Genomic DNA, 24,365 nt, shown 5'->3' on the forward strand with positions numbered 1-24,365 from the left:
TGGAAAACGGAGAAATCATCGGCGGGCCTCGTCCACCGCCTGGCGGAGCGTGGCATGGCTGCCGGCGTCGAAGCCGACCAGGATCACTTCGAGGCCGGCGGCATGGTCGAGGATGGTCGCGACCGCGATGCGGGCGGCGCGCTCGGCCGGGAAGCCGTAGATGCCGGTCGAGATCGCCGGGAAGGCGATGCGGGCGATGTCATGGGCCTGGGCAAGAAGCAGGCTGTGGCGATAGGCGCTGGCGAGCAGGTCGTCCTCGCCCGCCGTACCGCCTTGCCAGACCGGGCCGACGGCATGGATGACGTATCGGGCCGGCAGGCCGTAGCCCCTGGTGATGCGGGCCTCGCCGGTCGGGCAGCCGCCGATGGCGCGGCATTCCGCGAGCAGTTCGGGGCCGGCGGCGCGGTGGATGGCGCCGTCGACGCCACCGCCGCCCAGCAGCGTGCGATTGGCGGCATTGACGATGGCGTCCATGGCGAGCCGGGTGATGTCGCCTTGCAGGGTGGAAATGCGCATCGGCGTCACATCCTGAAGATGCCGAAGCGCGTCGGCTCGATGGGCGCATTGAGGCTGGCGCGCAGGCTGAGCGCCAGCACGTCGCGGGTCTTTCGGGGGTCGATGACGCCGTCGTCCCAGAGCCGGGCCGAGGCATAGAGCGGGTGCGACTGGCGCTCGAACATCTCGACGGTGGGGCGCTTGAACTCGGCCTCTTCCTCGGCACTCCAGCGGCCGCCCTGGCGCTCGATCCCCTCGCGGCGCACGGTGGCCAGCACGCCCGCCGCCTGTTCGCCGCCCATCACCGAGATGCGGCTGTTGGGCCAGGTCCAGAGGAATCGCGGGCCGTAGGCACGGCCGGCCATGCCGTAATTGCCGGCGCCGAAACTGCTGCCGACCAGCATGGTGATCTTGGGCACATTGGTCGTCGCCACCGCCGTCACCATCTTGGCGCCGTGCCGGGCGATGCCCTCGTTCTCGTATTTGCGCCCGACCATGAAGCCGGTGACGTTCTGCAGGAAGACCAGCGGGATGCCCCGCATCGAGCAGAGCTCGATGAAATGCGCGCCCTTCTGCGCGGCTTCCGAGAAGATCACGCCGTTGTTGGCCACGATGCCGATGGGACAGCCTTCGAGATGGGCGAAGCCCGTCACCAGCGTCTCGCCGAAGCGGGCCTTGAACTCGTCGAAGCGCGAGCCGTCCACCACGCGCGCGATCACCTCGCGGATGTCGTAGGGGGTCTTGAGATCGGCGGGGACGAGGCCGAGGATTTCCTCGGGGTCATGGGCCGGGGGTTCGGGGGATTGCCATGCGACGCCCTCGGGCCGGCGGCGGTTCAGGTTGGCGACGGCGCGGCGGGCGATGGCCAGCGCATGGGCGTCGTCCTCGGCCAGGTAGTCGGCGACGCCGGAAAGGCGGGTGTGGACATCGCCGCCGCCCAGGTCTTCGGCCGAGACCACCTCGCCGGTGGCGGCGCGCACCAGCGGCGGGCCGGCCAGGAAGATCGTGCCCTGGTTGCGGACGATGATGGTCACGTCCGACATGGCCGGGACATAGGCGCCGCCCGCCGTGCAGGAGCCCATGACCACGGCGATCTGCGCGATGCCCTTGGCCGACATGCGCGCCTGGTTGTAGAAGATGCGGCCGAAATGGTCGCGGTCGGGAAAGACCTCGTCCTGGTTGGGCAGGTTCGCCCCGCCGGAATCGACCAGGTAGACGCAGGGCAGATGGCATTCCTCGGCGATCTCCTGCGCGCGCAGGTGCTTTTTCACCGTCATCGGGTAATAGGTGCCGCCCTTGACCGTCGCGTCATTGGCCACGACCATCACCTCTTGCCCATGCACCCGGCCGATGCCGGCGATCACCCCGGCCGAGGGCGCGGCGCCGTCATACATGCCATGCGCCGCCGTCGCGCCGATTTCCAGGAAGGGCGAGCCGGGATCGAGCAGGTTCGCCACCCGCTCGCGCGGGGGCATCTTGCCGCGGGCGACATGGCGCTCCAGCGCCTTCGTGCCGCCGCCCGCCGCCGCGGCCAGCGCCGCCTCGCGCACCGTCTCGAGCATGGCGAGATGCGCCGCGCGATTGGCGCGGAAGGTTTCCGAGGAAGGCAGGACCGAGGTGCCAAGCTTCATCGCATCATCCTTTCGGTCGAAGCGCCGGAGGTCTGCGCCAGTTTGTCGCAGGCCGGCCAAAAGCGGAAATATTGATCCAGATCAACGTCGAAGCCCGAAACAAGGCGCGATGAGCGAGCATGCGACAAGAAAAGAGGATCGCCATGAGACACAAGCTTGCCATCGCCGCGGCACTCGCCGCGCTTGCCTCCCCCGTGCTTGCGCAATCGCAAGGCGACTGGACGCTTGGCTTCGGGATCGCGCATGTGAACCCGAAATCGGACAATGGCGTGCTGGCGGGGCCGACGCCGGTGGATGTCGGCAACAGCACCCGCCCCAGCATCACCTTTGAGTATTTCATTCGCGACAATATCGGCATCGAGGTGCTGGGCGCCCTGCCCCTCAAGCATTCGATCAAGTCGAACGGGACCGAGATCGGCACGGTCAAGCACCTGCCGCCGGTGGTCTCGGTGCAATATCACTTCGACGTGCATCCGCGCTGGAAGCCCTTTGTCGGCCTGGGCGTGAACTTTACCGGCTTCTGGGACGGCGAGGCCAAGGGGCCGCTGGCCGGCCAGGATCTGCGGGTCAAGAACAGCCTGGGCCTGGCTGCGCATCTGGGCGTGGATCACTGGATCAACGACCGCGCCGCGCTGCGCGCCGACCTGCGCTGGATCGACATCGACCCCGATGTCGAGCTGGACGGCACCAAGATCGGCACCGTGGAGGTCGATCCGCTCGTCGCCGGCATCAGCTATGTGATGAAATTCTAGGCCGCCGTCACGGCCTGGACGGGGGCGCCGCCACCGGGGGCGCCCCTTTTCCCCACCGCCGCTCATTGCAGGTCCGCCAGCGACATGAGCAGCGCCACCTGCCGCGCCGTCTCGTCCCGGATGCAGCGGGCGCGGGCCAGATCGCCGGCGCCTTCGCACAGCGCCTCGCGAAAGGCGATCCAGCTGCGCTCCATCCGGCGCAGCGGCTCTGGCGGATCGGCGGCCTCCAGCGCCGCCTGGTAGACGGCGGTCAGCTTCGCCTCCCATGCCTGGTGCGAGGCGTCGAGGCAGTTCGCCATCGGGAAATCCGGGTCGTCGCCGGTGTATTTCTGCCGGGCGTAATCCAGGCAGGCATCCATCCCCGTCCCGGCGCAATCGGCCCGCGCGCCCTGGGTTTCGGCCGCGTCGAGGCATTGGTCGATCGCCGCCGGATCGAAGCCCGAGGCATCGCCGGCCAAGGCGGGTGTGCCCAGCAGCAACAGGAAGGCCAGCGCGCGCATCACCCCTCCTCCTCGGCAAGGACGCGCAGCCGCAGCGCCTGTTCGGCAGAGAGTTGCATCATGCAGCCGGCATGAGCGATGCCGCGCATGGTGCCGCCCTGATAGCGCAGCGCCTCGAACCGGCAGCTTTCGTCGCGAAAGGCGATCCAGTTGCGCTGCGCCTGCTTCAGCACCGGCGCCGCTTCTTCCATGTCCTGGCCGTCGCCCTGGCCGGCATCCATGGCCTCGGCCCGGTTCATCGCCGCGGAATACCAGCGGTTGAGCAGCCGGTCCCAATCCGCGGCCTCGGCCGTCAGGCATTGCACCATGCCCGCGGTCGTCTGGCCGCCCGGCTGGTCCATGCAGGGCCCCGAGGCCGCGCCGATGCAGCTGCGCCGGTCGCCCCCTTCGCCGGCCATGCGGTCGAGGCAGGCGGCAAGCGGCTTGCCGTCATAGCCGGGCCCGTCCTGGGCCAGCGCCGGCGCAGCCATCAGCAGGAACAGCGCCAGCGCGCGCATCAGGCGATCTCCATCAGCTGGCGGCCGATCAGCATCCGGCGGATCTCGGAGGTTCCGGCGCCGATCTCCATCAGCTTGGCGTCGCGGAACAGCCGGCTGACGACCGAATCGTTCAGGAAGCCCGCGCCCCCCAGCGCCTGCACGGCCTGATGCGCCTGCACCATGGCCTGCTCGCTGGCGTAAAGCACCGCGCCCGCGGCGTCCTGCCGGGTGACGCGGCCGGCATCGCAGCTGCGCGCCACCTCGTAGACATAGGCGCGCGCCGTGTTCAGCGCGACATACATGTCGGCGATCTTGCCCTGCATCAGCTGGAACGACCCGATGGGCTGGCCGAACTGCTTGCGTTCCTTGACATAGGGCATGACCTCGTCGAGGCAGGCCGCCATGATGCCGGTGCCGATGCCCGACAGCACCAGCCGCTCGTAGTCGAGGCCCGACATCAGCACGCGCACGCCCTTGCCCTCGGCGCCCAGCACGTTTTCGAAGGGCACTTCGCAATCCTCGAAGATCAGCTCGCCGGTGTTCGAGCCGCGCATGCCCAGCTTGTCGAAATGCGGGCTGCTCGAGAAGCCCTTCATGCCGCGCTCGACGATGAAGGCGGTGATGCCGCGGCTGCCCGCCTCGGGGTCGGTCTTGGCATAGACCACCAGCGTATCGGCGTCGGGCGCGTTGGTGATCCAGTATTTGCTGCCGTTCAGCACATAGCGATCGTTGCGCTTTTCGGCGCGCAGCTTCATGCCGACGACATCGCTGCCCGCGCCCTCCTCGGACATGGCCAGCGCGCCCACGGCACGGCCCGAACACAGGTCGGGCAGGTATTTCCGCCGCTGCTCGTCGGTGCCGTTCAGCTTGATCTGGTTCACGCAAAGGTTCGAATGCGCGCCATAGGACAGGCTGACCGAGGCCGAGGCGCGGGCGATCTCTTCGGTCGCGATGACATGCGCCAGGTAGCCCATGCCGCTGCCGCCCAATTCCTCGGACACGGTGATGCCCAGCAGGCCCAGTTCGCCCATCTCGCGCCACAGCTCGTTCGGGAAGGCGTTCTTGCGGTCCACCTCGGCCGCGATGGGCCTCACCCGCTCCTGCGCCCAGCGATGGACGGTCTCGCGCAGCGCGTTCACGTCCTCGCCCAGGTCGAACTGCATTCCCGCGGTGAACATCGGCCATCTCCTCCGTTTATTGAACGAGTGTTCATTTAACTGGTTTATGCCGCCGGAACCGGGCCGGCGTCAAGCCTGCTGTCGCGACACCTCTTCTTGCCGCCGATCCTGCGCCGGCCGGGGCTTCGTTGACAAGCCCGCGTCCCCGCGCCATTCCTGCCGCGCCCAGCCGCAAGGATGCCCGATGAGCCCGCCTTTCGATACCGCCGCACGGCTGCTGATCCTGCGCCATGCGCCGCTGGCCGGGCCGGGGCTGGCCGGGCGGCGCGATGTGGCGGCGGATTGCAGCGACCGCGCCGCGCTCGACTGGGCGCGTGCGGCCTTGCGCGGCGCGGGCAAGCATTGGTCCAGCCCCGCCCTGCGCTGCCGACAGACCTGCGCGGCGCTGGACCTGGCCCCCGAGTGGCATCCCGGCCTGTGGGAGCAGGATTTCGGCGCCTGGGAGGAACCCGGCGCCATGATCCCCGACCTGGGCCCGCTGCCGCCCGAGGCGCTGGCCCGCCAGCGCCCGCCGGGGGGCGAAAGCTTCCTCGACATGGCGGCGCGGGTGCAGCCGCTGCTGGAGCAGGCCCGCGGCACGGTGGCCATCGTCGCCCATGCCGGCACGGTGCGCGCTGCGCTGGCCCTGGCGGTCGGCCCGGCGGCGCTGTCATTCTCGGTGGCGCCGCTGTCGCTGACCATCCTGTCGCGCAGCCCGGCCGGCTGGGCCGTCGAGGCCGTCAACCGGGTCGCGCCATGACGCCCGAGACCTTGACCATCGCCCTGACCGTCCTGCTGGTCGATGCGCTGATCGGCTGGCCCGATGCGCTCTATCGCCGCATCTCGCATCCGGTGGTCTGGATCGGCCGGCTGATCTCGGCGCTGGATGCGCGCTGGAACCGCGGCCGGCATCGCATCGCCCGCGGCGCGCTGGCGGTGGCGGTGACGCTGGGCGCAGCGGTGATCCCGGCGCTGCTGCTGACCTGGGCCCTGGCGGGGCTGCCCTTCGGCCCGGTGATTCTGGGCGTTCTGGCCTGGCCGCTGGTCGCCACCCGTTCGCTGCACGATCACGTCGCCGCCGTGGCCCGCCCCCTGGCTGCCGGGGATGTTCCGGCGGCCAGGGCGGCGGTGGCGATGATCGTCGGCCGCGACCTCGACGACCGGCCCGAGCCCATCGCCCGCGCCGCGCTGGAAAGCCTGGCCGAGAACGCCTCGGACGGCGTGGTCGCGCCCCTGTTCTGGGCGGCGGTGGCCGGGCTGCCGGGGATCGCCGCCTACAAGGCGATCAACACGCTCGATTCGATGATCGGCCACATGAGCCCGCGTCACGCGCTGTTCGGGCGGGTGGCGGCGCGGCTGGACGACCTGGTGAACCTGCCGGCCTCGCGCCTGAGCGGGCTGCTCTTTGTCGCGGCGGCGGGGTCGCGGCGGGCCTGGCGGGTGATGCGCCGCGACGCGCGCCGCCACCGCTCGCCCAATGCCGGCTGGCCCGAGGGTGCCATGGCCGGCGCGCTGGACGTGCGCCTGTCGGGCCCGCGCCGCTATCACGGCGTGGAAAGCCCCGAACCCTGGCTGAACGCGGGCGCCCGCGACCCCGGCGCGGCGGATCTGCTGCGCGGGCTGGCGCTGTATCGCCGGGCAATGGCGCTGCTGGGGCTGGGCCTGGCGCTGGCCTTGGCGCTCTAGGACCAGTCGAAGAAATCGGCAGGCGCGCGACCGCGCAATTCCTCGGCCAGGTCGGTGCCCATGGCTGCGCCGTCCGCGGCCGGCCCGATGCGCTCGCCGGCGATCACCTCGCTGCCGTCGGGGCGCAGGATCTCGCCGCGCAGCCGCAGCCGGTCGCCATCGAGTTCCGCCAGCCCGGCGATGGGCGTCTGGCAGGAACCGTCCAGCCGCGCCAGGAAGGCGCGCTCGGCCGTCACCCGCAGCGCGCTGTCGCGGTCCGAGATCGCGCCCAGCATCGCGGCGATGCGCGCGTCATCACTGCGCCGCTCGACGCCGATGCAGCCCTGCGCCACGGCCGGCAGCATCTCGTCGGGGGCGACCGCGCCGCGCGCCACATGCAGCATCCCCAGCCGCGTCAGCCCCGCCATGGCCAGGAAAGTCGCCACCGCGACACCTTCCTCAAGCTTTTTCAGGCGGGTCTGCACGTTTCCTCGAAACTCCACCAGCTTCAGGTCGGGCCGCCGCGCCGCCAGCTGCGCCCGCCGCCGCAGGCTCGAGGAACCGACGACAGCCCCTTGGGGAAGCTCGGAAATCGCCGCGAACTGCGCGCTGACGAAGGCGTCGCGCACATCCTCGCGCGGCAGGTAGCAGTCGATCACCAGCCCGTCGGGTTGCAGCGTCGGCATGTCCTTCATGGAATGCACGGCGATGTCGATCTGCTGCGCCAGCAGCGCATCCTCGATCTCGCGGGTGAACAGGCCCTTGCCGCCGATCTCCTTCAGCGGGCGGTCCAGCACGCGGTCGCCGGTGGTCTTGATCACCACGATCTGAAAGGCGTCTGCCGCAAGGCCATGCGCGGCCATCAGCCGGTCGCGGGTTTCATGCGCCTGCGCCAGCGCCAGGGCCGAGCCACGGGTGCCGATGCGGATGGGGTTCTGGGGGTCGGGCATCTGGGTCATGGCACAGGGCTTAGCGCCCCCCCTCGGCCTTGACAACGGGGACGCGCGCGCCATGAAGGGAGCGAGAGGTGAATTATGTCCGAAAAAACCATCCTGCGCGCGCTCAAGGGCGAGCGTTTGCCCGTTCCGCCCGTCTGGATGATGCGCCAGGCCGGCCGCTACCTGCCGGAATACCGCGCCACCCGCGCCCAGGCCGGCGACTTTTTGTCGCTGTGCTACACCCCCGACCTGGCGGCCGAGGTCACGCTGCAACCGATCCGCCGCTATGGTTTCGACGCAGCGATTCTCTTTGCCGACATCCTGCTTTTGCCGCAGGCGCTGGGACTCGACCTGTGGTTCGTGACCGGCGAGGGGCCGCGGCTTTCCACCGTCACCACCGCCGCCGGGGTCGCGGCGCTGAAGCCGACCGGGGCGATCCACGACACGCTGGCGCCGGTCTATGAAACCGTGCGCATCCTCGCGCGCGAACTGCCGCGCGAGACCACGCTGATCGGCTTTGCCGGCGCGCCCTGGACCGTCGCGACCTACATGGTCGCCGGCCGCGGCACCCCCGACCAGGCCCCGGCACATGCCTTCAAGGCCGAGGACCGCGCCGCCTTCACCGCGCTGATCGACCGCATCACCGAGGCGACCATCGACTATCTCTCGGCCCAGATCGAGGCCGGGGCCGAGGTGGTCAAGCTCTTCGACAGCTGGGCCGGCTCGCTCAAGGGCCGGGACTTCGACGATTTCGCGGTCGAGCCCGCGCGCCGGATCATCGCCGCGCTGAAATCGCGCCATCCCGGCATCCCGGTCATCGCCTTCCCGCGCGAGGCCGGGCCGCGCTATGCGGGCTTTGCCCGCGCCACCGGCGCCGATTGCGTGGCGCTGGACAATTCGGTCAGCGCCGACTGGGCGGCGGCCGAGGTGCAGAAGGACGGCTGCGTGCAGGGCAACCTGGACCCGCGCCTGCTGGTGACGGGCGGCGACGCCCTGGTGGCCGAGACGCGCCGGATCGTGCGGGCCTTCTCGCAGGGGCCGCATATCTTCAACCTCGGCCACGGCATCACCCCCGAGGCCGACCCCGAGAACGTCACGCGGATGCTGGAGGCGATCCGGGGCTGATGGGCGAGGCCGGGGCTTGAGCTGGATCCTCGCCACGCTGATCGCCGCCGCGGCCCAGACCGGGCGCAACGCGGCGCAGCGGCGGCTGACGGCGGAACTCGGCACCATGGGCGCGACCGCGGTGCGCTTTCTCTTCGGCCTGCCCTTTGCCGCGCTGGTCCTGGCCGGCATGGCGGTGCTGGTGCCGGTGCCCATGCCCGATGCGGCGGTGCTGGGCTGGGCGGCGCTGGGGGCAAGCTCGCAGATCGCCGCCACCGCGCTGATGCTGCTGACGATGGAAAGCCGCGGCTTCGGCGTCACCACCGCGCTGATCAAGACCGAGCCGGTGACGCTGGCGCTGATCGGCGCCCTGCTGCTGGCCGAGCCGCTGGGCCCGGCGCGCATGGCGGCGATCGCCACGGCGACGCTGGGCGTGGTGCTGATGTCGGGGGCCGACTGGCGGCGCGGCGGCTGGCGCGCGGGCGGCCTGGGCATCGCGGCCGGGGCGCTCTTCGGCCTCTCGGCCATCGGCTTTCGCGGCGCGATCCTCGCCCTGCCCTTCGGCGCCGAACCGGTGCGGGCCGCCACCGTCCTGCTGCTCAGCCTGGCGCTGCAAAGCGCGATCATGCTGGCCTGGCTGGCCGCCGCCGACCGCAGGGCGCTGGCGGGCATCGCCCGGCACTGGCGCGGCTCGCTGGGCGCGGGCGCCCTGGGGGCGCTGGCCTCGCTCTTCTGGTTCCTGGGCTTCGCGCTGACCGCGGCGGCCAATGTCCGCACGCTGGCCCTGGTCGAGGTGGTGATGGCGCAGCTCGTCTCGGGCCGGCTGTTCCGCGAAGGCATCTCGGGGCGGCAGATGGCGGGCATGGCACTGATCGTGCAGGGCGTCGCCGCGCTGATCGCGGCAAGCCACGGATAAGCCCGCCCGCCTGCGCCCCGAAAGACCCCTGCGCATGACGAACGCGCGCGCGCCCCGCATGGGTATTTGGAGAACAGAGAAGATCGGGGCCGCACCCGGCTTCTTCTTCGTTGCACAAATACCCAAATCGCGGCGGCGCCACCGGATCGGCCTTTCCGCCCCTCGCGCCGCGGGCTAACAAGGGCGCATGACCCTGCCCGCCCTTTCCCCCGATCAGGCCGAAGCCTGGGATGCGCTTGCCGCCGCGCTCGAGGAGTCCGGCATCGACCTCGTCTCGGAAGAGATCGCGCCGCCGAAGCCCGGCAAGGGCCGGGTCATGGCGGTGATCGGCAAGGCCGGCTCGGGCAAGACCCTGCTGCTTGCCGAGCTGACCAAGGCGCTGAAGGCGGCCGGGGTCGATGTCGTCTCGGGCGATTACGAGGGCAAGAAGCGCAAGGACCGCCGCACCGTCGCCATCCTGGCCCCCACCAACAAGGCGGCCTTCGTGCTGCGCATGCGCGGCGTGCCGGCGACCACCATCCACCGCATCCTCTATACCCCGGTCTACGACCCGGAATACGAGCGCATCGCCGACTGGCTGACCGGCGTGGGCGAGCGCCCTTCCGTCGAAGGGTTGATGGAGGGGCTGACCGAGGCGGCGCTCGACCGGGCCAAGGCCTTCTACGACCAGCATGCCTCGATCCCCGGCGCCCTGGCCGCGGCCGGCCTGCGCGGCTCGGACTTCATCCGCGGCTGGAAGCGGCGCGAGGACGGGCTGGACATCGGGCTGGTCGACGAGGCCTCGATGCTGGACGAGCGCCAGTTCGAAGACCTGCGCGAGATCTTTCCCCTTCTGATCCTGTTCGGCGATCCGGCGCAGCTGGCCCCGGTCGGGCAATCGGGCGAGATGGTCTTTGATCGGCTCGCGGCCTCGCAGCGGCTGATGCTGAGCCGCATCCACCGGCAGGAGGGCGACAGCCCGATCCTGGACCTGGCCCATGCGCTGGCGGATCCCAGGCTGGAGTTCGACGCCTTCGAGCGCATGATCCGCGAGGCCGCCGCCCGCGATCCGCGCGTGACCTGGGCCGAGCGGGTCGAATCCGACCTGATGGCGCAAAGCCCGGTCCTGGTCTGGCGCAACATCACCCGCATCAAGCTGATCCAGGCCTTTCGCTCGGCCTATGGCGCGCCGGGCGATGCGCTGCTGCCGGGCGAGCCCCTGATCTGCGACGGGCTGGAACTGCCCTTGAAGCACCGCAAGAAGCGCATCGACCTGGAGGCGCGCGGGCTGATCAAGGGGGCGCAGGTGGTCTATCTGGGACCGGGGCGCAAGCCCGGCTTCTCGCGCCTGCATGTCGTGGGGGCCGAGGAGCCGCGGCTTTCCGCCGCCAGCATCGTCAAGATCGAGATCCCGGATGTCGAGGAGCCCTTCATCCCCTTTGCCGCCCGCATGGGCGCGACCTTCCTGCATGGCGCGGCGGTGACGATCCACAAGGCGCAGGGCAGCCAATGGCCCGACGTGCAGGTCTTTGCCCCCGACATCGCCGCCGCCGCCTGGTCGGGCCGCTCGGAAGCCGGCATCGCGCTGTGGAAGCGGCTGGCCTATGTCGCCATCACCCGCGCGCAGGAGCGGCTGCATTGGGTGGTGAAATCGCGCCTCGCCCGGCCCTCGGCGCCGCTGGGCATCGAGCACCTTGAGGCGCCGGCGGCCGTGCTGGAACTGGCAGCCGAGCCCGAGGCCTAGGCGCGCCGCGACAGCTTGCGCGCCGCCGTGTTCGGGCGGAGCTGGATCATGCGCAGCTCCAGCGCCTCGGCCAGCGCCTCGCGCGGGATGCCGGTTTCCTGCGACAGCCGCAGCAGGCCGAAATGCACCCGCGCCAGTTCCTGGTAGTAGCGGGTGAAGCTGTAGTTGATCGAGGCCCCGGCAAGCGCGCCCAGCACCGGCACGGCCTGCGCCGCCAGCTTCTGTGCCAGCGAGGCGGACAGCCGCGGCGCCACCCGCGCGATCAGCGCCTGCACGGTCTGGCCGGTGATGGTCATCCGCGCGGCCAGCAGCCCCAGGTCGGTGCCGTCGTCATCCGAAAGCGGCCCGGCCGAGGCAAAGACATGCAGCGCCTCGCGCCGGGCCTCGTCCGAGACCGGGTCGAAGCCGTGCTCGGCGGCGATGTCCATGATCGCACGCAAGAGCAGCGTCACCGTCACCGGCAGCTCCAGCGCCGCGCCGCCGATCCCGGCCAGCCCGCCCACCGCGCCCGAGGTTGTCGAGAGCAGGCGGTTGAACAGGTCGCCCCGGTCCCGCAGCACCCCGCGCGACCGAGAGGCGGCGTCGAAGGCGCGGTTCAGCGCCGCCAGCGTAAGCCGATCCATGCGCCCGCGCACCGGGGCCGGAAGGCGTTCCAGCAACCCCTCGGCCTTGCCGCCGATGGCAGTCAGCAGCTCCATCGCCACGCCGCCCGCCTGGAGATAGCGCCGCGCCAGCCGGTCGATCGCCGCATGCACGGTCGGGTCGTCGATCGGCGGCAGGACGGTTTGGCGGACGGGGATCTGGCTTTGTTCGGTCATCCTTGTGGATACCCTGCGATGTCATGGCTGTGCTAGAACTGGGCACTGGCAAAGGAACCCGCAACCCGTGCCGCGGGTTCCTGTGGCGAATCGGCAGCCCGCCGCCGGAAGGGCGGGACGCAAGAACGACGCAAGAACAAGGACAAGGAAGACCGCCATGAACATCCGCCGCACGATCCCGGCCCTGACCCTGACCGCCGCGCTGATGCTGGGGCCCGCCGCCCTGGCGCAGGAAAGCGGGACGCAGGAGACGGGAACGCAAGACACGGGGGCGCAAGCGACGGCCGAGCAGCCGGCAGAGCAGGCGACCGCCCAGGCCGCGGCGCCCGAGATGGGGCTGACGCTGGCCGATCTGGGCAAGGACCAGGGCCTGACCGCGGCGGTCGAGAAGATGGCCGAGGGCCACCAGATGCCCGAATGGCTGCGCGAGGGCGCGGTGATCTCGCCCAGCCAGAAGGTCGCCTTCGGCGGGCAGGAATATCTGGCCATGACCGCCTGCAAGCAGCACGACTGCGGCGAAAACCAGTTCGCGGTGCTTTACGCGCCCGCCGGCGGCACGGCCTATGGCGTGCTTTCGGTGCGCGACGGCGAGGGGGCGGAACTGCTGACCTGGCTCGGCATGGCCGGCGGGCCCGAGACCATCGACGGCCGCACCATCCTTTATGCCGCGCTGACCGGCAGCCTGGCCAATCACCCGCAGGATTTCCTCTATGCCGAGTGATCGGGCGGCGCGACCTGGGTGCAGCCCTCGCGGCGCATCTCGCGCTGGCCGGGCGCGGATTCGCCGGTCTCGCGCTCGACCAGGCCGGTGACGCCCTCCCAGGCGCCGGGCACCAGCTCCAGCCCCAGCACGCGGTCGGGGTTGGTGGGCGGCGGCATCTCGACATCTTCGAGCTTCCAGAAGCCAAAGCGTTGATAATAGGGCAGATCACCGACCAGCATCGCCCGCTGCCACCCCATCTCGGCCGCGCGGGTCAGGCTTTCGCGCATCAGAAGCGCGCCCAGCCCCTCGCCCTGTGTCGTCGGATGCACGGCGACCGGGCCCAGCAGCAGCACCGGCCGCCCGGCCACGCGCACCGGCCAATAGCGGATCGCGCCCATCAGCGCGCCGAAATCGTCGCGCAGCATCAGGCACAGCGGCCCGACCGGCGCCACCCCCTCGCGCAGCCGATAGGAGGACAGCGCCGTGCGCCCCGGCGCGAAGCACAGGTCCAGAAGCGCCTCGACCTCGGGCGCGTCGGCGGGGGTTTCGGGGCAAAGTTCGTACATCCTGCCTCCGGTGCTGGGGTCGGGATTCGGGTGGTCTGGGCGCGGCGCAGGAACCGCGTAACATGCAGGCGCGGCCGCGAAAACCGCCTGCGGGACCGGGGCGGCAAAATTCGCCGGACTGTCGCAAGGGCGGGCGGGGGCGGGCGGGCAAGGCGGCAAGAACGCTTGACGCGCCGCGCGCATGGGGTCACTTCTGGGCCCCGCATCACTGAGCGACCAGCGAGGCACGCCATGTTCTACCGACCCCAGGACGGCCACGGGCTGCCGCACAATCCGCTGAACGCCATCGTCGCGCCGCGGCCGATCGGCTGGATCTCGACCCGCGGGCGGCAGGGCGACAACCTGGCGCCCTATTCCTTCTTCAACCTGACCGCCTATGTGCCGCCGCAGGTCATGTTCGCCTCGACCGCGGCCAAGCCGGACCGGAACGGCACCAAGGACAGCGTGGCCCAGATCGCCGAGTCGCGCGTCTTCTGCGTCAACATCGCCGACGGGCCGCTGAAGGACCAGGTCAACGCCAGTTCCGCCGCCCTGCCCGCCGGGGTGAACGAGTTCCAGGCCGCCGGCATCGAGCCCGCCGAATGCCACAGCATCGACTGCCCGCGCGTGGCCGGCGCCGCCGCGGCGCTGGAATGCCGCGCGACCCGCATCCTGCGGCTGGCGGGCGAGGCGAACTACATGGTGCTGGGCGTCGTCACCGGCATCCACCTGCGCCAGGATTGCCTGAAGGACGGCCGCTTCGACCTGCGCGCCACCGGCTGGCTGTCGCGCATGGGCTACAAGGACTACACCATCACCACCCAGACCTTCGAGATGGAGCGCCCCTGATGGAGAACCGGCCCGAAAAGCGTCGCCGCGACACCCGGACGGTGCGCGACTATATCCGCACCATCGTCGATTTCCCCCATGAGGGCATCCTGTTTCGCGACGTGACCACGCTTTTTGCCGATGCGCGCGGCTTTCGCATGGCGGTGGACCAGCTTCTGGCCGCCTATGCCGGCGAGGCCATCGACAAGGTGGTCGGGCTCGAGGCGCGCGGCTTCATCCTGGGCGGCGCGGTGGCGCATCAGCTTTCCGTGGGCTTCGTGCCGATCCGCAAGAAGGGCAAGCTGCCCGGCGCCGTCATCAGCCAGGCCTATGCGCTGGAATATGGCGAGGCGGTGATGGAGATCCACGACGACGCGCTTCGCCCCGGCGAACGGGTGCTGATCGTGGACGACCTGCTGGCCACCGGCGGCACCGCCGCGGCCGGGATCTCGCTTTGCGAGCGGCTGGGGGCCGAGGTCGTGGGCTGCGCCTTCGTGATCGAGCTGCCCGAGCTAGGCGGGCGGGCGCTGCTGGAGGGGCTGGGCCACGAGGTCCATGCCCTGACCAGCTTCGAGGGCGCCTGATCCCTTGCGAGGCGCCCCTACCGGGGTTAGGTGAAGCCCATGGACAAGAAACCGCCCCTGATCCTTTACTTGGCCGCGCCGCGCGGCTTTTGCGCCGGCGTGGACCGCGCCATCAAGATCGTCGAGATGGCGCTGCAGAAATGGGGCGCGCCGGTCTATGTCCGCCACGAGATCGTGCATAACAAGTTCGTCGTCGACAGCCTGCGCGACAAGGGCGCGGTCTTCGTCGAGGAGCTGGACGAGTGCCCGGACGACCGGCCGGTGATCTTTTCCGCCCATGGCGTGCCCAAGGCGGTGCCGGCCGAGGCGCGGCGGCGCGAGATGGTCTTCGTCGACGCCACCTGCCCCCTGGTCAGCAAGGTCCATGTCGAGGCCGAGCGCCACCACGCCGAGGGCCTGCAGATGGTGATGATCGGCCATGCCGGCCACCCCGAGGTGCTGGGCACCATGGGGCAATTGCCCGAGGGCGAGGTGCTGCTGGTCGAGACGGTCGAGGACGTGGCCGGGATCGAGCCGCGCGATCCTTCCCGGCTGGCCTTCATCACCCAGACCACGCTGTCGGTCGACGACACCGCCGCCATCGTGGCCGCCTTGCAGGCCCGGTTTCCCGGCATCAGGGGGCCGGCCAAGGAGGACATCTGCTATGCGACGACCAACCGGCAGGCCTCGGTCAAGGCCATCGCCGGGCAGATCGACGCGCTTCTGGTGATCGGGGCGCCGAACAGTTCCAACTCGCGCCGGCTGGTCGAGGTGGGCAGCGCGGCCGGCTGCGCCTATTCCCAGCTGGTGATGCGCGCCGACCAGATCGACTGGCGCGCCATCGAAGGCGCGCGGGCGGTGGGCGTGACCGCCGGCGCCTCGGCCCCCGAGGTGCTGGTGGACGAGGTGGTCGCGGCCTTTCGCGAACGCTACGACGTGACGGTCGAGATGGTCGAGACGGCGCGCGAGAATGTCGAGTTCAAGGTGCCGCGGGTCTTGCGCGAGGCCTGAGCCGGGCTTGCCGGGCGGTGCCGTCGCGGGGGGCGCTGCCCCCGGCCCTGCGGGCCTCCCCCGGAGTATTTTGGGAACGAAGAAAGGGTCGGGATGAAGCTCTGGTCGATGCCGTCATCCGGCAACAGTTACAAGGTTCGGCTGGCCCTGGCGCTGCTGGGGCGCGATTGCGAGATCGTGGATGTCGAATATCTGACCGAGGCGCTGGCGGCGGCCAAGGCGACGGGGCGGCTGCCCTTTGGCAAGGCGCCGGTGCTGGAGCTGGACGACGGGCGGCTGTTGCCGGAATCGAACGCGATCCTGTGCTGGCTGGGCGAGGGCACGCGCTTCGTGCCGCAGGACGCCTTCGAGCGCGCCGCCATGCTGGGCTGGATGTTCTGGGAGCAGAACCAGCACGAGGGCGTGATCGCCGTGCGCGCGGCCTTGCAGGTCTATCCGCAGCGCCGCGCGCAGGCGACGCCCGAGCGCATGGCCGAATTGCTGGAGCGCGGCCATGCGCTGCTCCAGGTGATGGAGGACCGGCTGGCCCGGCATGACTGGCTGGTGGGCGATGCCGTCAGCCTCGCCGATATCTGCCTTTACGGCTATACCCATACGGCCGGCAGCCTGGGCGGGTTCGACATGGCGCGGTTCCCCGGCATCGGGCGCTGGCTTGGCCGCATCGCCGCCCTGCCCGGCTACAAGGGACTGGAGGCATGAGCGCGCTGTTCGCCTGGACCGACGGCGCCTGCAGCGGCAATCCCGGCCCCGGCGGCTGGGGGGTGCTGATGCGGGCCATGGAAGGCGAGACGGTGCTGAAGGAGCGCGAGCTGTCGGGCGGCGAGGCCGAGACCACCAACAACCGCATGGAGTTGATGGCGGCGATCTCGGCCTTGGAGGCGCTGACCCGGCCCAGCGAGATCACCGTGACCACCGACAGCGCCTATGTGAAGAACGGCGTCACGCAATGGATCCACGGCTGGAAGAAGAACGGCTGGCGCACCGCCGACCGCAAGCCGGTGAAGAATGCCGAGCTGTGGCAGCGGCTTGACGCGGCGCAGGCACGCCACAAGGTGCGCTGGGAATGGATCAAGGGCCATGCTGGCCATCCCGAGAACGAGCGCGCCGATGCGCTGGCGCGGGCGGGCATGGCGCCCTTCAAGCCGGCCAGGGCCGCGGGATGAGCGTCGAGGCGCTGGTCCCGCTTCTGGATTATGCCAGCGTGCTGGTCTTTGCCCTGACCGGCGCGCTGGTGGCGAGCCGCGGGCAGCTGGACGTCGTCGGCTTCATCTTCTTCGCCACGCTGACCGGGATCGGCGGCGGCACCCTGCGCGACCTGGTCTTGGGCCGGGCGCCGGTGTTCTGGGTCGGGCGGCCCGAGCTGCTGCTGCTGACCGCCGGCGCGGCGATCGTGGTGTTCTTCACCGCGCATCGGCTGGAGAGCCGCTATCGCGCCATCCTGTGGCTGGATGCCTTTGCCCTGGCCGTGGCGGTGCCGGCCGGGGTCGGCGTGGCGCTGGAGGCGGGGGTGAGCCCCGTCGTCACCGTGCTGATGGGGGTGATGACCGGCACCTTCGGCGGGCTGATGCGCGACGTGGTCGGGAATGAGGTGCCCCTGGTGCTGAAGCAGGGCGAGCTTTACGTCACCGCCGCCTTTGGCGGGGCGGTAGCGGCGCTGCTGTTGCTGGCGCTGGGTGCCGGGCGCGGCTGGGCGCTGATCGGCTGCGCGGCGGTGGTGCTGCTGCTGCGCGCCGGGGGCCTGGGCTTCGGCTGGCGGCTGCCGGTCTACAAGGCGCGGCCACCGCGGACGTGACCGGCCTCAGCGGTCGGACCAGATTGCCATCTCGGTGCCGCCCGGCTCGCGGAACTGGAAGCGGCGGCCGCCGGGAAAGGCGAAGATCGGCCGGGTGATCGCCGCCCCCGCCTTGGTCACGCGGGCCAGCGCCGCTTCCAGGTCGTCGGTGCGCAGGATCACCAGCGGCGGCGCCGGGGGACCGGCGGCGATACCGCCCGCAAGGCCGGCATCGGCGAGTTCCTGGTAGTCGGGACCGTAGTCGTTGAAGCGCCAGCCGAAGGCTTGGCCGAAGAAGGCTTTCGTGGCCGGCAGGTCGGGCGAGCTGAATTCGAGATAGTCGATCTTCATCGGGAAGCCCTTTCGGATGTTCCCGTTTTGTTTACCTGCGCGCGGCCTAGCGCAAGACCGGGGGGCCGGGACGGCGTTCGCGCAGATCCTCGACCCCCATGCGCAGCCCGGCGCCGATGCGATGCGCAAGCGCCGACCAGGCTTTGGCCGTCTCGGGCGACAGGGTGCGGCGCAGGGTTTCGTCGAAAAGCATCAGCCAAGGCGCGAAATGCTGCGCCTTCACGTCGCCCGTGCGCATGTGGACCTGCATCGGATTGCCGTCATAGCCGCGCTCGTAAAGGATGGCATTGCGCCAGAAGCGGGCGATCTTGGCCTCATGCTCGGGCCAGTCGGCGACATGGGCGGCGAAGACCGGGCCCAGCACCTCGTGCCGGCGCACCGCGGCGTAGAAGGTGGCGACAACGCGGTCGATCTGTTCGGGTGTGACGTCGAAACGGGGCGGGATCATGCGCCGGATATGGACCCCTGCGGCCCGCGCTGCAAGCCCGTCACGGATCGCGCGTGCCCGAAAGCGGCGGGATCATGGTGCCGGCGACCAGATGCGTCAGCCCGCGCCGCAGCAGCGGCAGGGTCGAAAGCGGCGCCAGGACCAGGTCGCGCAGCCAGGGCAGGCTGCGGCTGCCCGATTGATACATCGGCGTGAAGGCCGCGCTCATCGCCTGGTAGATGCGCACATGCCAGCGGCGCATGGCGGCGTAATCCGGCAAGGCTTCCGCCAGCGGGCGGCGCAGCGCATGGGCCAGCGCAAAGGCGTCGAGCAGCGCCATGTTCGCCCCCTGCCCCAGCTGCGGGCTGGCGCGATGGGCGGCATCGCCGATATGGACCAGGCCCGGCGCAAAGGGCCGGCGCAGGGTGCCGTGGCTGTAGCGCGCCGGCGTCATCTGCGCATGGTCGCGGATGGTTTCCAGGAAGGGCGCCATCTGCGGCCAGAGCGCGGCGACCTGGGCGCGCCAATCCGCGACCGGGGTTTGCGGCCAGCGGTCCAGCTCGGCCAGCGGCATGGACCAGAAGACGGCCGCGCGCGGCGTCGGGTCGCCGGGCAGGCAGCCGATCGGCAGCACGCCCGCCATGCGGCTGGCGGCGCGGTAGCGCTGGCGCAGCTGGTCGCGGGGGAAATCCGTCTCGGGCCAGGGCACCGTGCCCCAGATCGCGCCATAGCCCAGCGGCCGCGCCCGTAGCGGCGACAGCCGCGAGCCGGCACCGCTGGCATCGACGACAAGGTCGAAGGGGCCGAAATCGCGCCCATCCGCCAGCGCAAGGCGCCGTCCCGCCCCGTCCGGCGGCGCCGCGGCGATCTCGGCCCCGGTCACCACCGGCAGGCCGAGCGCGGCGACCCGGTCCCAGAGCAGCCCGAACAGCGTGGCGCGATGGATGCCGCGGCCCGGCGCGGCGGCGGGATAGGAGACGTCCAGCACCTTGCGGCCCCGCGCCTCGTGCCCGAGCATCCGGGCGATGGGGCTGGAGAGGCGGCGGGTCTCCTCGCCCGCGCCGATCCGGTCCAGCACGGCCAGCCCGACCGGCTGGACCACCAGGCCCGAGCCCAGCGGGCGCGGCGCGGCAAAGCGCTCGAACAGGGTGACGGCGTGGCCCTCGCGGGCCAGAAGCGCGGCAGAGGCCAGGCCGCCGATCCCGGCGCCGGCGATGGCGATCCTGTAGCTCATGGCCGCTTGCTGCCCGAGCCGGGCCGCGGGTGCAAGCCGCGCTTGCAGGGTTCGGGGCGGTTTCCTATAACCCGCGCATGTTCAGCAGGGCGCGGATCTTCCGAATTATTCGCCCGGCGGCGTAGGGAGCCCTCGCCGCCGGGTCATGCATGCCTGCCCTGCCACCGAAGGATTCCCGCCAGATGAGCGACACCACGACCGAGACCCAGGCCGCGACCGATTACCGCGACACCGTCTTCCTGCCCCAGACCGATTTCCCGATGCGCGCCGGCCTGCCGCAGCGCGAGCCCGAATGGCTGGCCCGCTGGGAGCGCATCGGCATCTACGACCGGCTGCGCGAGAGGGCGGCGGGGCGCGCGCCCTTCATCCTGCACGACGGCCCGCCCTATGCGAACGGCAACCTGCATATCGGCCACGCGCTGAACAAGACCATCAAGGACATCATCGTGCGCAGCCACCAGATGATGGGCCGCGATGCGCGCTACGTGCCGGGCTGGGACTGCCACGGCCTGCCGATCGAATGGAAGATCGAGGAGAAATACCGCAAGGAAGGCCGCGACAAGGACGCGGTCGACGTGGTCGAGTTCCGCCAGGAATGCCGCCGCTTTGCCGAGCATTGGGTCGATGTCCAGCGCGAGGAGTTCAAGCGGCTGGGCATCACCGGCAAATGGGACGATCCCTACCTGACCATGGACCATCACGCCGAGGCGGTGATCGCGGCCGAGTTCATGAAGCTGCTGATGAACGGCTCGCTCTACCAGGGCTCGAAGCCGGTGATGTGGTCGCCGGTCGAAAAGACCGCGCTGGCCGAGGCCGAGGTCGAGTATCACGACCATACCAGCCACACCATCTGGGTGCGGTTCCCGGTGGAATCGTCGCAGGGTATTTGGGCAACGGAGAAACCCGCCAGCGTGGTGATCTGGACCACCACCCCCTGGACCATCCCGCAGAACCGGGCGGTGGCCTATAATCCGGGCGTCGCCTACGGGCTTTATCGCGTGGGCGCGGTGGCCGAGAATGCGACGGCGAAAAGCGGCGAGTTGCTGGTGCTGGCCGATGCGCTGGCCGAAAGCGTGCGGGCTGCGGCCAAGATCGAGGAATGGGAGCGGGTCCGCGACGTGACCGCGGCCGACCTGGAGGGGCTGGTGCTGGCCCATCCCCTGCGCGGCGTCGAGGGCGGTGCGGGCGAATGGGACTATGACGTGCCCATGCTGCCGGGCGAGCATGTGACCGAGGATGCCGGCACCGGCTTCGTCCATACCGCCCCCAGCCATGGCGACGACGACTATCAGCTTGGGCTGCGCTTCAAGCTGCCGATGACCTATAACGTCGAGCCGGACGGCTCCTATCGCGCCGACCTGCCGCTGTTCGGCGGCCAGGCGATCATCGGTGCGGACGGCAAGGAAGGCCCGGCCAATGTCAGCGTCATCAAGCAGCTGGCCTGGGCCGGCGCGCTGCTGGCCAAGGGCAAGATCAAGCATTCCTATCCGCACAGCTGGCGGTCCAAGGCGCCGCTGATCTATCGCAACACGCCGCAATGGTTCGCGGCCATCGACCATGCGCTGGCCGACGGCATGGGCGAATATGGCGACACCATCCGCACGCGGGCGCTGACCAGCATCGACAGGCTGGTGAAATGGTGGCCGCAATCGGGCCGCAACCGCATCCATGCCATGGTCGAGAACCGGCCCGACTGGGTGCTGTCGCGCCAGCGCGCCTGGGGCGTGCCGCTGACCTGTTTCGTGAAGAAGAGCGCGAAGCCCGGCGACCCGGAGTTCCTGCTGCGCGACCAGCGGGTGAACGACCGCGTCATCGAAGCCTTCGAACGGGACGGCGCCGATGCCTGGTATCGCCCCGGCTTTGCCGCCGAGGTGCTGGAGGGCGTGGCCGATCCGGCGGATTACGATCAGGTCATGGACGTGCTGGACGTCTGGTTCGACAGCGGCTCGACCCATGCCTTCGTGCTGCGCGACCGCGCCGACGGGGCGCCGGACGGCATCGCCGACGTCTACCTGGAAGGCACCGACCAGCATCGCGGCTGGTTCCAGTCCTCGCTCTTGCAGGCCTGCGCGACCAGGGGCCGGGCGCCCTATCGCAACGTGGTCACGCACGGCTTCACGCTGGACGAGAAGGGCATGAAGATGTCCAAGTCGCTCGGCAATACCATCGTGCCGGCCGAGATCATCAAGCAATACGGCGCCGACATCCTGCGGCTCTGGGTGGCGCAGACCGACTATACCGCCGACCAGCGCATCGGCCCCGAGATCCTCAAGGGCACCGCCGACAGCTATCGCCGGCTGCGCAACACGCTGCGCTTCATCCTGGGCAACCTGGCCGGATTCGACGAGGCCGAGCGGGTCGAGGCGGCCGAGATGCCGGAACTGGAGCAATGGGTGCTGCACCGGCTGGCGCAGATCGACCAGCAGCTGCGCAAGGGCTATGACGGCTTCGATTTCCAGGGCGTGTTCCAGACCGTGTTCCAGTTTGCCACCGTGGACCTTTCGGCCTTCTATTTCGACATCCGCAAGGACGCGCTTTATTGCGACGCGCCCGATGCGCTGCGCCGGCGGGCGGCGCGCACGGTGCTGGACCTGCTGTTCCACCGGCTCGTCACCTGGCTGGCGCCGATCCTGCCCTTCACCATGGAGGATGTCTGGCTGAGCCGTTTCCCCTCCGAGGATGACAGCGTGCATCTGCGGGACTTCCCCGTCACCCCGGCGGAGTGGCTGAACGCATCGCTGGCGGCGAAATGGGACACCATCCGCCGCATCCGCCGCACCGTGACCGCCGCGCTGGAGATCAAGCGCACGGACAAGGTGATCGGCGCCAGCCTGGAAGCCGCCCCGGTGGTGCATGTCGAGGAGCCCGAGGATCTGAAGGCGCTGAAATCGGTGGATTTCGCCGATATCTGCATCACCTCGGACCTGAGCCTGACCGCCGATCCGGCGCCGGGCGAGGCGTTCCGGCTGTCGGACGTGCCCGGCATCGGCGTGGTCTTCGAAGCCGCGGAGGGCGAGAAATGCCAGCGCTGCTGGAAGATCCTGCCCGATGTCGGCAGCCACCGCCATCCGGGCACCTGCGCCCGCTGCGATGCGGTGCTGGCCAAGGGGTGACGGTCCCGCCGATGGTTCCCGGCAGCGCCCTGCCGGCCGGGAACCGTCGCTAGCGGCTAGCGCAGCCAGAGGCCGGCCTTCTTCAGGATTTGCCGCGTGCGGCCTTCGTTCAGCGGCATGCGGCGGTCGAACATGGGGCGGATGCGGTCCCGGCCGGTTCCCTCCAGCACGATCTGCCGCGAGGGCGCCCATGCCTCGGCCAGCGGGGCCAGCCGCGGATCGCGCAGCAGCGTCTCGGCCGTCTCGACGGCAAGGTCGCTTTCCCTGGCATAAAGCAGCGGCAGGTCGCGATAGTGACAGGTCACGTCGCCGTCGAGCCCGGCGAGGCCGGGGCCCGGCCGCCCGCCGCCAAGCGCGTGGATCACCAGCGGAAGCGCCACCTGGTCCAGCAGCACGTCCAGCTTCTGGCTGGCCAGCGCCTCGCCGGGATCCTTGCGGATCGCCAGCGCCCAGTCCAGGAAGCGGCGGCCGAATTCCTGCGGGTCGGCGCCGAAGAACCAGCCGGCGTTGAAATACAGGTAACGCTCCCAATGCTCGTCGGGCTGGCTGGTGTCCAGCGAGCTTTCGTAATCCAGCCCGAAACGGTCATAGAGCGACTTCCAGATCGCGCCATAGCCCGGACCGTAAAGCGGCGGCTCGGGCCATGTCGCGCTGCGGCGCATCGAGGCCGAAGGGCGCGAGAAGTCGAAGGGCAGCCGGTCCAGCGGCCCGGTCACCAGCGTATCGCTGTCGAAGAAGACGAAGGGCTCGCCCGGCGGCAGCACCGACAGCGCCTCGATCTTGTTGCCGAAGGGATAGCTGGCGCCGAAATGCCGGGCGGTGAAGGGCAGGATCTCGGCCCCGAAATCCAGCAGCGCCAGGCGGATCGGGGCGGGTATCTTGGTCCGCTCGCCGCTCCAGGCGCCCTCGGCGGCGGGCTCTGCGACGATCAGCCGGCCGCGCCAGTCGGGGGCGTGGTGGCGCAGGCTGGCGGCGAACAGCGCCGCCTCCATGCCCAGGCGGATGTCCTGGCCGATCAGCAGGATATTGAAGGGGCCGGCCGGCACCGGCGCGGGGGCCCTGGCCTCGGCCTTGGTCTTGGCTGCCGGCTTTTTGCGCTTCGCGGCGCGTTCGGCCTGGCGCAACTGGCGCTGGGCTTCGCGCTGGGCGCGGTTGGCGGCCTGCTGTGCGGCCCGCCTGCTCGTCGGGGGCGGGTCCTCCCGGTCCTTGTCTTTTCCCTTGTCCTTGACCACGTCACACATACCCATCTTGCGAATCTTTACCGCGACGGGTTTAGCAACAGGACGGGGTTTCGTTCCAGAGGTGAATTCGGTTTTCCTTATTCAACCGCCATGCGATATGGCGGGGAAAGAATAGGGAACGGAAACACCCTTGAATTGCACGAAATGCAGAAACTCGGCAGAAACCTCACCAAAAAGGCAGGTTCCCGCTCAACGGCTTTCATTGCAGGGTGACTTCAGCCGTTGAACGATTTCCACTTTTACAGGTACGGCAAGACCGGGTGAGACGTGGGCACCGTGCTCATCCGGTCGCTCTTTATTCGAATTTGACATTCTACCCGAGACTTGTCGATCATTTCGATAAAACCATGGCGCTTTTCCGCCGATGCTCTTGTGCAGGTTTATTGAATCGCGCGCCCTG

At 70.0% G+C, this 24,365-nt stretch carries 26 protein-coding genes; 14 read left to right on the forward strand and 12 right to left on the reverse strand.

Annotated elements, in window-relative coordinates; translation table 11 throughout:
- Positions 1–15: 15 nt before the first annotated feature.
- Both E3U26_RS03960 and E3U26_RS03965 read right to left on the reverse strand, forming a co-directional pair.
- Complete coding sequence (locus E3U26_RS03960) at positions 16–516, reverse strand: O-acetyl-ADP-ribose deacetylase (protein ID WP_072461999.1); 501 nt, start codon at positions 514–516, stop codon at positions 16–18.
- A gap of 5 nt (positions 517–521) precedes the next feature.
- Positions 522–2,126 carry a carboxyltransferase domain-containing protein gene (locus tag E3U26_RS03965; protein ID WP_499105526.1) on the reverse strand — a complete coding sequence of 535 codons (1,605 nt, stop codon included), beginning with the start codon at positions 2,124–2,126 and terminating at the stop codon, positions 522–524.
- Between the two features lie 143 nt (positions 2,127–2,269).
- Here E3U26_RS03965 and E3U26_RS03970 point away from each other — a divergent pair, with 143 nt between their 5' ends.
- A complete protein-coding gene (locus E3U26_RS03970) occupies positions 2,270–2,878 on the forward strand; it encodes an OmpW/AlkL family protein (RefSeq protein ID WP_114536677.1) in 609 nt (202 codons plus the stop codon).
- 62 nt (positions 2,879–2,940) lie between these two features.
- On the opposite strand, the gene E3U26_RS03975 is transcribed toward E3U26_RS03970, so the two are convergent.
- Genes E3U26_RS03975 through E3U26_RS03985 form a run of 3 tightly spaced genes read right to left on the reverse strand, consistent with a single transcriptional unit; the run spans position 2,941 to position 5,035 of the window.
- The gene (locus E3U26_RS03975; protein ID WP_214272496.1) at positions 2,941–3,378 is read right to left on the reverse strand and encodes a lysozyme inhibitor LprI family protein; all 438 of its coding nucleotides are present in this window, start codon (positions 3,376–3,378) and stop codon (positions 2,941–2,943) included.
- Entirely contained in the window at positions 3,378–3,875 is a 498-nt protein-coding gene (locus tag E3U26_RS03980) for a lysozyme inhibitor LprI family protein (protein WP_499105527.1), read from the reverse strand. The genes E3U26_RS03975 and E3U26_RS03980 overlap by 1 nt, the downstream gene beginning before the upstream one ends.
- Complete coding sequence (locus E3U26_RS03985; protein ID WP_499105528.1) at positions 3,875–5,035, reverse strand: isovaleryl-CoA dehydrogenase; 1,161 nt, start codon at positions 5,033–5,035, stop codon at positions 3,875–3,877. The genes E3U26_RS03980 and E3U26_RS03985 overlap by 1 nt, the downstream gene beginning before the upstream one ends.
- A 184-nt stretch (positions 5,036–5,219) precedes the next feature.
- On the opposite strand from E3U26_RS03985, the gene E3U26_RS03990 reads away from it, so the two are divergent.
- Together E3U26_RS03990 and cbiB are read left to right on the forward strand one after the other, a co-directional pair.
- Entirely contained in the window at positions 5,220–5,774 is a 555-nt protein-coding gene (locus E3U26_RS03990; RefSeq protein ID WP_036759751.1) for a histidine phosphatase family protein, read from the forward strand.
- The gene (gene cbiB, locus E3U26_RS03995; protein ID WP_499105529.1) at positions 5,771–6,700 is read left to right on the forward strand and encodes a cobalamin biosynthesis protein CobD/CbiB; all 930 of its coding nucleotides are present in this window, start codon (positions 5,771–5,773) and stop codon (positions 6,698–6,700) included. Before E3U26_RS03990 ends, cbiB begins: the two co-directional genes overlap by 4 nt.
- Here cbiB and hemC read toward each other — a convergent pair.
- Positions 6,697–7,638 (reverse strand): hydroxymethylbilane synthase, encoded by a 942-nt coding sequence (gene hemC, locus E3U26_RS04000; protein ID WP_208021314.1) that lies wholly within the window; start codon positions 7,636–7,638, stop codon positions 6,697–6,699. The two genes, cbiB and hemC, sit on opposite strands and share 4 nt — an antisense overlap.
- Before the next feature lie 75 nt (positions 7,639–7,713).
- On the opposite strand from hemC, the gene hemE reads away from it, so the two are divergent.
- The 3 genes from hemE to E3U26_RS04015 all read left to right on the forward strand — a co-directional run bounded on the left by hemE (position 7,714) and on the right by E3U26_RS04015 (position 11,360).
- Positions 7,714–8,742: a uroporphyrinogen decarboxylase gene (gene hemE / locus E3U26_RS04005; RefSeq protein WP_114536683.1), complete on the forward strand. Its 1,029-nt coding sequence runs from the start codon at positions 7,714–7,716 to the stop codon at positions 8,740–8,742.
- Between the two features lie 16 nt (positions 8,743–8,758).
- Positions 8,759–9,637: a DMT family transporter gene (locus tag E3U26_RS04010; protein WP_499105530.1), complete on the forward strand. Its 879-nt coding sequence runs from the start codon at positions 8,759–8,761 to the stop codon at positions 9,635–9,637.
- Between the two features lie 187 nt (positions 9,638–9,824).
- Complete coding sequence (locus tag E3U26_RS04015) at positions 9,825–11,360, forward strand: ATP-dependent DNA helicase (protein ID WP_036759760.1); 1,536 nt, start codon at positions 9,825–9,827, stop codon at positions 11,358–11,360.
- Here E3U26_RS04015 and E3U26_RS04020 read toward each other — a convergent pair.
- Positions 11,357–12,178: an EcsC family protein gene (locus E3U26_RS04020; RefSeq protein ID WP_114536686.1), complete on the reverse strand. Its 822-nt coding sequence runs from the start codon at positions 12,176–12,178 to the stop codon at positions 11,357–11,359. The two genes, E3U26_RS04015 and E3U26_RS04020, sit on opposite strands and share 4 nt — an antisense overlap.
- Positions 12,179–12,335: 157 nt before the next feature.
- On the opposite strand from E3U26_RS04020, the gene E3U26_RS04025 reads away from it, so the two are divergent.
- The gene (locus tag E3U26_RS04025) at positions 12,336–12,899 is read left to right on the forward strand and encodes an Ivy family c-type lysozyme inhibitor (protein ID WP_499105531.1); all 564 of its coding nucleotides are present in this window, start codon (positions 12,336–12,338) and stop codon (positions 12,897–12,899) included.
- On the opposite strand, the gene E3U26_RS04030 is transcribed toward E3U26_RS04025, so the two are convergent.
- Positions 12,887–13,447, reverse strand: coding sequence for a GNAT family N-acetyltransferase (locus E3U26_RS04030; RefSeq protein ID WP_499105532.1), 561 nt, complete (start codon positions 13,445–13,447; stop codon positions 12,887–12,889). The genes E3U26_RS04025 and E3U26_RS04030 overlap by 13 nt on opposite strands.
- A gap of 231 nt (positions 13,448–13,678) precedes the next feature.
- Here E3U26_RS04030 and E3U26_RS04035 point away from each other — a divergent pair, with 231 nt between their 5' ends.
- The 6 genes from E3U26_RS04035 (at position 13,679) to E3U26_RS04060 (ending at position 17,620) form a co-directional block, all read left to right on the forward strand.
- On the forward strand, positions 13,679–14,275 hold the full coding sequence (locus tag E3U26_RS04035) for a flavin reductase family protein (RefSeq protein ID WP_499105533.1): 597 nt from the start codon (positions 13,679–13,681) through the stop codon (positions 14,273–14,275).
- The gene (locus E3U26_RS04040; RefSeq protein ID WP_036758075.1) at positions 14,275–14,838 is read left to right on the forward strand and encodes an adenine phosphoribosyltransferase; all 564 of its coding nucleotides are present in this window, start codon (positions 14,275–14,277) and stop codon (positions 14,836–14,838) included. Before E3U26_RS04035 ends, E3U26_RS04040 begins: the two co-directional genes overlap by 1 nt.
- A gap of 39 nt (positions 14,839–14,877) precedes the next feature.
- Positions 14,878–15,828, forward strand: a complete 951-nt coding sequence (gene ispH, locus E3U26_RS04045) for a 4-hydroxy-3-methylbut-2-enyl diphosphate reductase (RefSeq protein WP_036758077.1) — start codon at positions 14,878–14,880, stop codon at positions 15,826–15,828.
- Between the two features lie 93 nt (positions 15,829–15,921).
- Positions 15,922–16,527 carry a glutathione S-transferase family protein gene (locus E3U26_RS04050; protein ID WP_499105535.1) on the forward strand — a complete coding sequence of 202 codons (606 nt, stop codon included), beginning with the start codon at positions 15,922–15,924 and terminating at the stop codon, positions 16,525–16,527.
- A complete protein-coding gene (gene rnhA, locus E3U26_RS04055; protein WP_072462013.1) occupies positions 16,524–16,991 on the forward strand; it encodes a ribonuclease HI in 468 nt (155 codons plus the stop codon). Before E3U26_RS04050 ends, rnhA begins: the two co-directional genes overlap by 4 nt.
- On the forward strand, positions 16,988–17,620 hold the full coding sequence (locus tag E3U26_RS04060; protein WP_243785391.1) for a trimeric intracellular cation channel family protein: 633 nt from the start codon (positions 16,988–16,990) through the stop codon (positions 17,618–17,620). Before rnhA ends, E3U26_RS04060 begins: the two co-directional genes overlap by 4 nt.
- Before the next feature lie 6 nt (positions 17,621–17,626).
- On the opposite strand, the gene E3U26_RS04065 is transcribed toward E3U26_RS04060, so the two are convergent.
- The 3 genes from E3U26_RS04065 to E3U26_RS04075 are packed head-to-tail and all read right to left on the reverse strand — an operon-like array spanning position 17,627 to position 19,611.
- The gene (locus E3U26_RS04065) at positions 17,627–17,950 is read right to left on the reverse strand and encodes a VOC family protein (protein WP_499105536.1); all 324 of its coding nucleotides are present in this window, start codon (positions 17,948–17,950) and stop codon (positions 17,627–17,629) included.
- A 46-nt stretch (positions 17,951–17,996) separates the two neighbouring features.
- Positions 17,997–18,398 (reverse strand): group III truncated hemoglobin, encoded by a 402-nt coding sequence (locus E3U26_RS04070; protein WP_449045658.1) that lies wholly within the window; start codon positions 18,396–18,398, stop codon positions 17,997–17,999.
- Positions 18,399–18,438: 40 nt separating this feature from the next.
- Entirely contained in the window at positions 18,439–19,611 is a 1,173-nt protein-coding gene (locus tag E3U26_RS04075; protein WP_499105537.1) for an FAD-dependent oxidoreductase, read from the reverse strand.
- Between the two features lie 182 nt (positions 19,612–19,793).
- On the opposite strand from E3U26_RS04075, the gene ileS reads away from it, so the two are divergent.
- Complete coding sequence (ileS, locus tag E3U26_RS04080; RefSeq protein WP_499105538.1) at positions 19,794–22,724, forward strand: isoleucine--tRNA ligase; 2,931 nt, start codon at positions 19,794–19,796, stop codon at positions 22,722–22,724.
- A 56-nt stretch (positions 22,725–22,780) separates the two neighbouring features.
- On the opposite strand, the gene E3U26_RS04085 is transcribed toward ileS, so the two are convergent.
- Positions 22,781–23,965: a GT-B fold glycosyltransferase domain-containing protein gene (locus E3U26_RS04085; RefSeq protein WP_499105773.1), complete on the reverse strand. Its 1,185-nt coding sequence runs from the start codon at positions 23,963–23,965 to the stop codon at positions 22,781–22,783.
- Between the last annotated feature and the right edge of the window lie 400 nt (positions 23,966–24,365).

The sequence above is a fragment of the Paracoccus ferrooxidans genome (assembly GCF_029909815.1).
GTDB classification, from domain to species: domain Bacteria; phylum Pseudomonadota; class Alphaproteobacteria; order Rhodobacterales; family Rhodobacteraceae; genus Paracoccus; species Paracoccus versutus.

What these genes read in the sequence shown, in the direction of transcription:
- E3U26_RS03960 (WP_072461999.1), bottom strand. Translation starts at nt 516, where the DNA reads ATGCGCATTTCCACCCTGCAAGGCGACATCACCCGGCTCGCCATGGAC.
- E3U26_RS03965 (WP_499105526.1), bottom strand. Translation starts at nt 2,126, where the DNA reads ATGAAGCTTGGCACCTCGGTCCTGCCTTCCTCGGAAACCTTCCGCGCC.
- E3U26_RS03970 (WP_114536677.1), top strand. Translation starts at nt 2,270, where the DNA reads ATGAGACACAAGCTTGCCATCGCCGCGGCACTCGCCGCGCTTGCCTCC.
- E3U26_RS03975 (WP_214272496.1), bottom strand. Translation starts at nt 3,378, where the DNA reads ATGCGCGCGCTGGCCTTCCTGTTGCTGCTGGGCACACCCGCCTTGGCC.
- E3U26_RS03980 (WP_499105527.1), bottom strand. Translation starts at nt 3,875, where the DNA reads ATGCGCGCGCTGGCGCTGTTCCTGCTGATGGCTGCGCCGGCGCTGGCC.
- E3U26_RS03985 (WP_499105528.1), bottom strand. Translation starts at nt 5,035, where the DNA reads ATGTTCACCGCGGGAATGCAGTTCGACCTGGGCGAGGACGTGAACGCG.
- E3U26_RS03990 (WP_036759751.1), top strand. Translation starts at nt 5,220, where the DNA reads ATGAGCCCGCCTTTCGATACCGCCGCACGGCTGCTGATCCTGCGCCAT.
- cbiB (WP_499105529.1), top strand. Translation starts at nt 5,771, where the DNA reads ATGACGCCCGAGACCTTGACCATCGCCCTGACCGTCCTGCTGGTCGAT.
- hemC (WP_208021314.1), bottom strand. Translation starts at nt 7,638, where the DNA reads ATGACCCAGATGCCCGACCCCCAGAACCCCATCCGCATCGGCACCCGT.
- hemE (WP_114536683.1), top strand. Translation starts at nt 7,714, where the DNA reads ATGTCCGAAAAAACCATCCTGCGCGCGCTCAAGGGCGAGCGTTTGCCC.
- E3U26_RS04015 (WP_036759760.1), top strand. Translation starts at nt 9,825, where the DNA reads ATGACCCTGCCCGCCCTTTCCCCCGATCAGGCCGAAGCCTGGGATGCG.
- E3U26_RS04020 (WP_114536686.1), bottom strand. Translation starts at nt 12,178, where the DNA reads ATGACCGAACAAAGCCAGATCCCCGTCCGCCAAACCGTCCTGCCGCCG.
- E3U26_RS04025 (WP_499105531.1), top strand. Translation starts at nt 12,336, where the DNA reads ATGAACATCCGCCGCACGATCCCGGCCCTGACCCTGACCGCCGCGCTG.
- E3U26_RS04030 (WP_499105532.1), bottom strand. Translation starts at nt 13,447, where the DNA reads ATGTACGAACTTTGCCCCGAAACCCCCGCCGACGCGCCCGAGGTCGAG.
- E3U26_RS04035 (WP_499105533.1), top strand. Translation starts at nt 13,679, where the DNA reads ATGTTCTACCGACCCCAGGACGGCCACGGGCTGCCGCACAATCCGCTG.
- E3U26_RS04040 (WP_036758075.1), top strand. Translation starts at nt 14,275, where the DNA reads ATGGAGAACCGGCCCGAAAAGCGTCGCCGCGACACCCGGACGGTGCGC.
- ispH (WP_036758077.1), top strand. Translation starts at nt 14,878, where the DNA reads ATGGACAAGAAACCGCCCCTGATCCTTTACTTGGCCGCGCCGCGCGGC.
- E3U26_RS04050 (WP_499105535.1), top strand. Translation starts at nt 15,922, where the DNA reads ATGAAGCTCTGGTCGATGCCGTCATCCGGCAACAGTTACAAGGTTCGG.
- rnhA (WP_072462013.1), top strand. Translation starts at nt 16,524, where the DNA reads ATGAGCGCGCTGTTCGCCTGGACCGACGGCGCCTGCAGCGGCAATCCC.
- E3U26_RS04060 (WP_243785391.1), top strand. Translation starts at nt 16,988, where the DNA reads ATGAGCGTCGAGGCGCTGGTCCCGCTTCTGGATTATGCCAGCGTGCTG.
- E3U26_RS04065 (WP_499105536.1), bottom strand. Translation starts at nt 17,950, where the DNA reads ATGAAGATCGACTATCTCGAATTCAGCTCGCCCGACCTGCCGGCCACG.
- E3U26_RS04070 (WP_449045658.1), bottom strand. Translation starts at nt 18,398, where the DNA reads ATGATCCCGCCCCGTTTCGACGTCACACCCGAACAGATCGACCGCGTT.
- E3U26_RS04075 (WP_499105537.1), bottom strand. Translation starts at nt 19,611, where the DNA reads ATGAGCTACAGGATCGCCATCGCCGGCGCCGGGATCGGCGGCCTGGCC.
- ileS (WP_499105538.1), top strand. Translation starts at nt 19,794, where the DNA reads ATGAGCGACACCACGACCGAGACCCAGGCCGCGACCGATTACCGCGAC.
- E3U26_RS04085 (WP_499105773.1), bottom strand. Translation starts at nt 23,965, where the DNA reads ATGTGTGACGTGGTCAAGGACAAGGGAAAAGACAAGGACCGGGAGGAC.